The organism is Mesorhizobium sp. M4A.F.Ca.ET.022.05.2.1, from assembly GCF_003998845.1.
GTDB lineage: Bacteria > Pseudomonadota > Alphaproteobacteria > Rhizobiales > Rhizobiaceae > Mesorhizobium.
This window is the reverse complement of the sequence record NZ_RZOJ01000252.1, coordinates 1-9,009: the sequence shown is the minus strand read 5'-3', so window position 1 is coordinate 9,009 and position 9,009 is coordinate 1. Positions and strand designations below refer to the sequence as shown.

Here is a 9,009-nt window from a genome sequence, read left to right as displayed (position 1 = left end):
ACGCTATCGTCGCGGCCTCCTCGGTCATCGATTTCGAGGCGGCGGTGATCGACGGCTGGATGCCGCTGTCGGTGCGCGGCTCCGGCGATCCATATGTCGAGCTCGGGACCGATGTCGCCCCAGTCCTCGGGCGACGTCCACAGATGCGAGGCCTCGACGCCGCGCGCGTTGAGCGCCTTCTCCAGCATGGCGATCGACGCCACGTCGATGAGCTGGGTCGGCTTGCCGTCGGGCCCCGGAACCGGCATCGAGCCCAGCGCGCCGGCATTGCCGGTCGGCCCGCCGAACAGCCGGCCGTTGAGCACGATGCCGCCGCCGGCGAAGGCGCCGATGTAGAAATAGACGAAGTCGCGCGCAGCACCGGCCTGGCCGAAGACAAGCTCGGCGCCACAGGCCGAGGTGGCGTCGTTCTGCAGGTAGACCGGGAAGTCGCACTGCGCCTGGATGTCGGAACGGATGTCGCGGTGGCGCCATTCGTCCATGATCTCGCGCGGCGCGCCGGCGGTGTCGGCCCAGTTCCACAATTCGAACGGCATGGCGATGCCGAGCCCGGCAATGCGCTTGTCCTGCGCCTGGGTGAGCTCGCCGCGCATCCTGGTCATGCCGGTCAGCGCGAATTCCACCGTCTCGCGCGGCGCCGGATAGCGGTAGGAGTGCTGCAGCATCGAGCGCACATTGCCGAGGAAGTCGATCAGCACCAGCTCGGCGCTGCGGCGGCCGATCTTGAGGCCGATGAAGAAGGCGCCTTCCGGGTTGAGCGCCATGGGAATGGAGGGCTGGCCGATCCTGCCGCGCAGCGGTGCCTGGCGCACCAGCAGCCTGTCGTCCTCCAGCTCGCGCATGATGACCGAAACGGTCTGCGCCGAAAGCCCGGTCATGCGCGCTATGTCGGATTTGGCGAGGCTGCCATGCTGGCGCACCAAGGACAGCACAAGCCGCTCATTGTGGTCGCGCATGCCGCTCTGGTTGGTGCCGCGGTGCAGGCGGCTCTCTGCCGCCTCGGGCGAACCGTGCCTCGCAATGCCGGTCTCCACCCTGTTTCCTCCGTCGTTTCCCCTCAATGCTTTTCGTGCAGAATGAGTGAACGATGCAAGGCTGTCAATAATAAATAAGAGTGATTTAATTATTGACAGCCGTCTCGGACTGGTGTCTTTTGAAGGGGCGTCCACGCTGGGAGAAATGGTTGGATGCGCTTGAGACGCCGGGTGGCCCGGCGTCCGCAATGGTTCCACTGGGAGGAAAATCGTGACCAAGAAAGTACTGCTGAAGTCCACCGTGTTTGCGGCCGCCGGGTTGGGCCTGATGGCGTTCGCCTCGACGGCATCGGCCGCCGGCGTCGGCGCCTGCCTGATCACCAAGACTGACACCAATCCCTTCTTCGTCAAGATGAAGGAGGGTGCGACGGCCAAGGCCAAGGAACTCGGCGTCGATCTCAAGACCTATGCCGGCAAGATCGACGGTGACAGCGAGAGCCAGGTGGCGGCGATCGAAAGCTGCATCGCCGACGGCGCCAAGGGTATCCTGATCACCGCGTCCGACACCAAGGGCATCGTGCCGACGGTGAAGAAGGCGCGTGACGCCGGCCTGCTGGTGATCGCGCTTGACACACCGCTCGATCCGATCGACGCGGCCGACGCGACCTTCGCCACGGACAACCTCGAAGCCGGCAAGCTGATCGGCGCCTGGGCCGCCGCGACGCTCGGCGACAAGGCCAAGGACGCCAAGATCGGCTTCCTCGACCTGACCCCGTCGCAGCCGACCGTGGACGTGCTGCGCGACCAGGGCTTCATGATGGGCTACGGCATCGACGTGAAAGACCCCAACAAGATCGGCGATGAGGACGATCCGCGCATTGTCGGCCATGACGTGACCAACGGCAATGAAGAGGGTGGCCGCAAGGCGATGGAGAACCTTCTGCAGAAGGACAACACCATCAACGTCATCCACACCATCAACGAGCCGGCCGCCGTCGGCGCCTACCAGGCGCTCAAGGCAGTAGGCCTCGAGAAGCAGGTGCTGATCGTCTCGGTCGACGGCGGCTGCCCCGGCGTCAAGTCGGTCACCGAAGGCGTCATCGGCGCCACTTCGCAGCAATATCCGCTGCAGATGGCCGCGCTCGGTATCGAGGCGATCGCCGCTTTCGCCAAGGACGGCACCAAGCCGAAGCCGACCGAAGGCAAGAACTTCTTCGACACCGGCGTCAACCTCGTCACCGACAAGCCGGCCAACGGCGTCAAGTCGATCGACACCAAGGAAGGCCTCGACAAGTGCTGGGGCTGATGCTGGGCTGACCGGCACATAAACCTTGCGGCTGGGGCTTGATCCCCGGCCGCATCGGGTGGACGATGCGCTTTCGTTGGCGCTGACAATCCAGGCGACAGACCGGAATGCGTGAACGGGACGGGGAGCCGTGAGAAGCTCCGCGCAGACGGGAGGAGATATGTCTCAGATTCAGGAATTCGAGAAGGTTCTCTCGAACAGCGACACCAGCGTCGCCGCCTTCGATGAGCACGGCAAGTCGTTAGTCAAGCGCGCCCAGCATTTCCTGCACTCCACGCCGGCCGCCGTGCCGCTGATCGTGCTGGTCTTGTCGATCATCATTTTCGGTATCGCCATCGGCGGACGGTTCTTCTCGTCCTACACGCTGACGCTGATCCTGCAGCAGATCGCCATCGTCGGCATTCTCGGCGCCGCCCAGACGCTGGTCATCCTGACCGCCGGCATCGATCTGTCGATCGGCGTGATCATGGTGATTTCGGCCGTCATCATGGGCAACTGCGCCATCACCTACGGTATGCCGACCATCCTCGCCGTTATCGTCGGCCTTGCCGCCGGCGGCGCCTGCGGGCTGCTCAACGGCCTTTTGGTCGCCTACATGAAGCTGCCGCCGTTCATCGTCACGCTCGGCACCTGGAACATAGTCATGGCCACGAATTTCATCTATTCGGCCAACGAGACGATCCGCGATGCCGATGTCGATGCGCAGGCGCCGCTTCTGCACCTGTTCGCGATGAGCTTCAGGGTCGGCTCCGCCGTGCTGACAGCCGGCGTCATTGCCACGGTCGTGCTGGTGGCGGTGCTGTGGTATGTGCTCAACCACACCGCCTGGGGACGCCACGTCTACGCCGTTGGCGACGACCCCGAGGCGGCGAAGCTGTCGGGCATCCAGACCAAGAAGGTGTTGATCGCCGTCTATACGCTCGCTGGCCTGATCGCCGCTTTCGCGGCTTGGGTCTCGATCGGCCGCAACGGCTCGATCTCACCGTCGGCCGCCGTCACCGACTACAATCTGCAGGCCATTACCGCGACCGTGATCGGCGGCATCTCGCTGTTTGGCGGTCGCGGCTCGATCCTCGGCACGCTGTTCGGCGCCATGATCGTCGGCGTCGTCTCGATGGGCCTCAACATGCTGGGCGCCGATCCGCAATGGAAGGTGCTGCTCACCGGCGTGCTGATCATCGGTGCCGTCGCGATCGACCAGTGGATCAGAAAGGTTTCGGTGTAGTCATGACCCAGCAGCCTGTCCTCACCGCGCGCGGTCTCACCAAGCGCTATGGCCGCGTCACAGCGCTCAACAACTGCGACTTCGATCTCTACCCGGGAGAAATCCTGGCGGTGATCGGCGACAACGGCGCCGGCAAGTCGACGCTGATCAAGGCGATCTCCGGCGCGGTGCACCCCGACGAAGGGACCATCGAGCTGGACGGCAAACAGGTTCTGTTCAAGTCACCTATCGAGGCCCGCGAAGCCGGCATCGAGACCGTCTACCAGAACCTGGCCTTGTCGCCGGCGCTGTCGATCGCCGACAACATGTTCCTCGGCCGCGAGATCCGCAAGCCCGGCCCGCTCGGCAGCTGGCTTCGCATGCTCGACCGTCCGGCGATGGAAAAGCGCGCCCGCGACAAGCTCACCGAACTCGGCCTGATGACCATCCAGAACATCAGCCAGGCGGTGGAAACGCTGTCCGGCGGCCAGCGCCAGGGCGTGGCGGTGGCGCGTGCCGCCGCCTTCGGCTCGAAAGTGGTGATCATGGACGAACCGACCGCCGCGCTGGGCGTCAAGGAAAGCCGCCGAGTGCTGGAGCTGATCCTCGACGTCAAGAAGCGCGGCCTGCCGATCGTGCTCATCTCGCACAACATGCCGCATGTCTTCGAGGTGGCCGACCGCATCCACATCCACCGGCTTGGACGACGCCTCTGCGTCGTCGATCCGAAGCAGATTTCCATGTCGGATGCGGTCGCGTTGATGACCGGCGCGAAGAAGCCGCCGGAGGACGCGCTGGCCGCCTGATCCGCCTCGTCGGGTAAATTGCCGCAGATGAATCGGTTGCCTATCGACCTAAATCGATTGAATATATGCTGCAATGCACTAGGGTAGGGTGGGAGGAACCGTGAAAGCCGGTATGATCATGGCAACCGCACGAGAGGCGACATGACAAACGCGATGACGACCGAAGCTCCCATCCTGGAAATCCCCGACCCCAAGACGCTCGCCGACGAAGTCTTGCTGGCCCTCAAATACAGGGTCGGTAAGGGCACCAACGTCGCCACCCAGTACGACTGGCTCACCGCATCGATCAAGGTCGTGCGCGACCGCGTCGTCGATCAGTGGATGCAGGCCACCCAGGAGGCCTACGCCCAGCAGGAGAAGCGCGTCTACTATCTGTCGCTGGAATTCCTCATCGGCCGCCTGATGCGCGACGCCTTCTCCAATCTCGGCCTGATGGACAACATGCGCGAGGCGCTGCGCTCGCTCGGCGTCGACCTCGACCTCATCGCCGGGCTCGAACCCGATGCCGCGCTCGGCAATGGCGGCCTCGGCCGGCTTGCCGCCTGCTTCATGGAGAGCATGGCAACCGTCGGCATTCCGGCGCACGGCTATGGCATCCGCTATGCCAACGGCATGTTCCGCCAGGAGATCCATGACGGCTGGCAGGTCGAGCTACCGGAAACCTGGCTCGATCATGGCAATCCCTGGGAGTTCGAGCGGCGCGAGCGCTCCTTCGAGGTCGGCTTCGGCGGCTCGGTGGAATCGATCACCTCCAAGGACGGAAGGCTCGAGCGCCACGTCTGGAAGCCAACCGAGCATGTGCTGGCCGTCGCCTACGACACGCCGGTCGCCGGCTGGCGAGCCAATCGCGTCAACACGCTGCGGCTGTGGTCCGGCATGCCGATCGATCCAATCCTGCTCGACAAGTTCAATGCCGGCGACCACATCGGCGCGCTGGCCGAAAGCAACAAGGCCGACGCTCTGTCGCGCGTACTCTATCCTGCTGATTCCCACATGGCCGGGCAGGAGCTCAGGCTGCGCCAGGAGTATTTCTTCTCCACCGCCTCGCTGCAGGACATCGTCCAGCGCCATCTCAGCCAATATGGCGACCTGCAGTCGCTGCCGGACAAGGCGGCGATCCATCTCAACGACACCCATCCGGCGATCGCCGTGCCGGAACTGATGCGGCTTCTGATGGATGTCCACGGCATGGATTTCGACCAGGCCTGGGACATCACCAAGCGCACCTTCGGCTATACCAACCACACCCTGCTGCCCGAGGCGCTGGAAAGCTGGCCGGTGCCGCTGTTCGAGCGGCTTTTGCCGCGCCACATGCAGATCGTCTACGCCATCAACGCGGAGGTGCTGCTCGAGGCGCGCGCCACCAACAAGTTCTCGGGCGAGCAGATCAGCCGCATTTCGCTGATCCAGGAGAATGGCGACCGCCGCGTGCGCATGGGCAATCTGGCCTTCGTCGGCTCGCATTCGATCAACGGCGTCTCGGCGCTGCATACCGAGCTGATGAAGGAGACGGTGTTCGCCGACCTCCACAAGCTCTATCCCGACCGCATCAACAACAAGACCAACGGCATCACGCCGCGGCGCTGGCTGATCCAGTGCAATCCCGGCCTCACCGCGCTTGCCCGCGAGGCGATCGGCGACCGCTTCCTGGACGATATCGACGCCATCAAGGGGCTCGACGCCTTTGCCGGCGATGCCTCGTTCCGCGAGAAGTTCGCGGCGGTGAAGCGGGCGAACAAGTCGAGGCTCGCCAACCTGGTCGCCGACCGGCTCGGCATCAAGCTCGACCCCTCGGCGCTGTTCGACATTCAGGTCAAGCGCATCCACGAGTACAAGCGTCAGCTGCTCAACATCCTGGAAGCCGTCGCGCTCTACGACCAGATCCGCTCGCATCCCGAGCGCGACTGGATGCCGCGCGTAAAATTCTTCGGCGGCAAGGCGGCGCCCAGCTACCACAACGCCAAGCTGATCATCAAACTCGCCAACGACGTCGCTAGGGTCATCAACCGCGATCCGGCGGTGCGCGGCCTGCTCAAGGTCGTGTTCGTGCCGAACTACAATGTCAGCCTGGCCGAAGTGCTGATGCCGGCCGCGGACCTTTCCGAGCAGATCTCGACCGCCGGCATGGAAGCCTCCGGCACCGGCAACATGAAGTTCGCGTTGAACGGCGCGCTGACCATCGGCACGCTCGACGGCGCCAATGTCGAGATCAAGGAATGTGTCGGCGACGACAACATCTTCATCTTCGGCCTGACCACCGCCGAGGTCGCCGACCGGCGCAACAACGGCTACAATCCGCGCGCGGTGATCGAAGCCTCGCCGGAACTTTCACAGGCACTCGCCGCCATCTCCTCGGGCGTCTTCTCGCCTGACGATCCGCAGCGCTACCGCGCATTGATCGACGGCCTCTACAACAGCGACTGGTTCATGGTGGCGGCCGACTTCGATACTTACGCGGCCACCCAGCGCGACGTCGATACCGTCTGGCGCAACAGCCCCGACTGGTACGCGCGCGCCATCCGCAACGTCGCCCGCGTCGGCTGGTTCTCTTCCGATCGCACGATCCGCCAATATGCGAAAGAAATCTGGAACGTGCCCGTCTGATATGATTGCATGAGGTCACGAACAACGTGGCCCCTAGTGGAGTGAGTTTGACACTTGCGACCGATCCAGGACCAGTCGGCGATGCAGATGTCGAAGTCAAACCTCCGCTAGTATTTGAGTTCGAGTGCCCAGGGAGGGCGACTGCCTGATGAGGAAGCCGCGCGCGACCGCTGCGACGAGCGGGCCGGACGGATTGGCGCCAGCCGGCGATGTCGCGGCGATTGTCGCCGGTACGCATGGCGATCCCTTCGCGGTTCTCGGCGTGCATGAGGCCGGCAAGGGTTTTGTTGCCCGCTGCTTCGTCCCGAACGCCGAGTTCGTCACCGCCTACACGCTGAGCGGCAAGGCGGCAGGCGAGCTGTCGCGACGCGACGATTCGGGTTTCTTCGAGGGCAAGCTCACGCTCAGGAAGCGTCAGCCGCTGCGCTATCACGCCAGGAATGCCGGCGGCGACTGGTGGCTGACCGATCCTTACTCCTTCGGCCCAGTGCTCGGCCCGCTGGACGACTACTATATCGCCGAGGGCTCGCATCTCAGGCTCTTCGACAAGCTCGGCGCCCATGTCATCGACCATGAGGGCGCCACCGGCGTGCATTTCGCCGTCTGGGCGCCCAATGCGCGGCGCGTCTCGGTGGTCGGCGCATTCAACGAATGGGACGGGCGCCGGCACACGATGCGCGACCGCCGCGACACCGGCATCTGGGAGCTGTTCATCCCCGATATCGGCGCCGGCCAACCCTACAAGTTCGAGATCATCGCCCCCGACGGCGTGCGGCTGCCGCTTAAGGCCGATCCGTTCGCCTTCGAGTCGGAACTGCGCCCGGCCACCGCGTCGGTGACGGCGCCGCCGATAGCGCATGAATGGGGCGACGAGGCGCACCGCACGTTCTGGCGCAATGCCGATCCCAGGCGCGAGGCGATCTCGATCTACGAGGTCCATGCCGGCTCCTGGCAGCTTCGCGACGACGGCACGTTCCTGAGCTGGGACGAGCTCGCCGCTCGCCTGATCCCCTATGCCGTCGACACGGGCTTCACCCATATCGAGTTCCTGCCGATCTCCGAGCATCCCTACGATCCGTCCTGGGGCTACCAGACCACCGGCCTCTACGCGCCGACCGCCCGCTTCGGCGATCCCGATGGCTTTGCCCGGTTCGTCGACGGTGCGCATCGCGCCGGCGTCGGCGTCATCCTCGACTGGGTGCCGGCGCATTTTCCGGTGGACGAGCATGGCCTGGTGAAGTTCGACGGCACCGCGCTTTACGAGCACGCCGATCCGCGCCAGGGTTTCCACCCGGACTGGAACACCGCGATCTACAATTTCGGCCGCCGCGAGGTGGTATCGTTCCTGGTCAACAACGCGCTGTTCTGGGCCGAGAAATACCATGTCGACGGCCTGCGCGTCGACGCGGTTGCCTCGATGCTCTACCTCGATTATTCCCGCAAGGCCGGCGAGTGGATCCCCAACGAGAAGGGTGGACGCGAGAACCTTGAGGCGGTCGCCTTCCTGCAGAAGATGAACAAGGAGCTCTACGGCCACCATCCCGGCGTGGTGACCATCGCCGAGGAATCGACCTCATGGCCGAAAGTGTCGCGGCCGGTGCATGAGGGCGGGCTGGGCTTCGGCTTCAAGTGGAACATGGGCTTCATGCACGACACGCTGGAGTATTTCTCCAAGGAGCCGATCTATCGCAAGCACCACCACAACGACATCACCTTCGGCCTTGTCTACGCCTTCTCCGAGAATTTCGTGCTGCCGCTCTCCCATGACGAGGTCGTGCATGGCAAGGGCACGCTGCTGGGCAAGATGGCCGGCGACGACTGGCAGAAATTCGCCACCTTGCGCGCCTACTACGCCTTCATGTGGGGCTATCCCGGCAAGAAGCTTTTGTTCATGGGCCAGGAATTCGCGCAGCGCCGCGAATGGAGCGAGGCGCGAGCGCTAGACTGGGACTTGCTTGACCACGCTCCGCATCGCGGTATCTGGCAGGTAGTGCGCGACCTCAATTACCTCTACCGCTCGCGTCCGGCGCTGCATGCGCGCGACTGTGAGCCGGACGGCTTTTCCTGGCTGATCGTCGACGACAGCGAGAATTCGGTGTTCGCCTGGCTGCGCAG

At 64.2% G+C, this 9,009-nt stretch carries 5 protein-coding genes and 1 pseudogene; 5 read left to right on the top strand and 1 reads right to left on the bottom strand.

Annotated features, from left to right (window positions below; translation table 11 throughout):
* Window positions 1-1,034, bottom strand: a pseudogene (locus EN745_RS23365) (ROK family transcriptional regulator); the annotation flags it as partial.
* A 229-nt stretch (window positions 1,035-1,263) separates the two neighbouring features.
* Between EN745_RS23365 and EN745_RS23360 the strand changes: the two are divergent.
* The 5 genes from EN745_RS23360 to glgB form a co-directional block, all read left to right on the top strand.
* On the top strand, window positions 1,264-2,280 hold the full coding sequence (locus tag EN745_RS23360) for a sugar ABC transporter substrate-binding protein (protein ID WP_189347617.1): 1,017 nt from the start codon (window positions 1,264-1,266) through the stop codon (window positions 2,278-2,280).
* Between the two features lie 160 nt (window positions 2,281-2,440).
* The gene (locus tag EN745_RS23355; RefSeq protein ID WP_127422370.1) at window positions 2,441-3,505 is read left to right on the top strand and encodes an ABC transporter permease; all 1,065 of its coding nucleotides are present in this window, start codon (window positions 2,441-2,443) and stop codon (window positions 3,503-3,505) included.
* A 2-nt stretch (window positions 3,506-3,507) separates the two neighbouring features.
* Window positions 3,508-4,290 (top strand): ATP-binding cassette domain-containing protein, encoded by a 783-nt coding sequence (locus EN745_RS23350; protein ID WP_126055823.1) that lies wholly within the window; start codon window positions 3,508-3,510, stop codon window positions 4,288-4,290.
* A 141-nt stretch (window positions 4,291-4,431) separates the two neighbouring features.
* Window positions 4,432-6,894, top strand: coding sequence for a glycogen/starch/alpha-glucan phosphorylase (locus tag EN745_RS23345; protein WP_126055822.1), 2,463 nt, complete (start codon window positions 4,432-4,434; stop codon window positions 6,892-6,894).
* A gap of 148 nt (window positions 6,895-7,042) precedes the next feature.
* On the top strand, window positions 7,043-9,009 hold a 1,967-nt coding region (gene glgB, locus EN745_RS23340), incomplete at its 3' end, for a 1,4-alpha-glucan branching protein GlgB (RefSeq protein ID WP_127422369.1).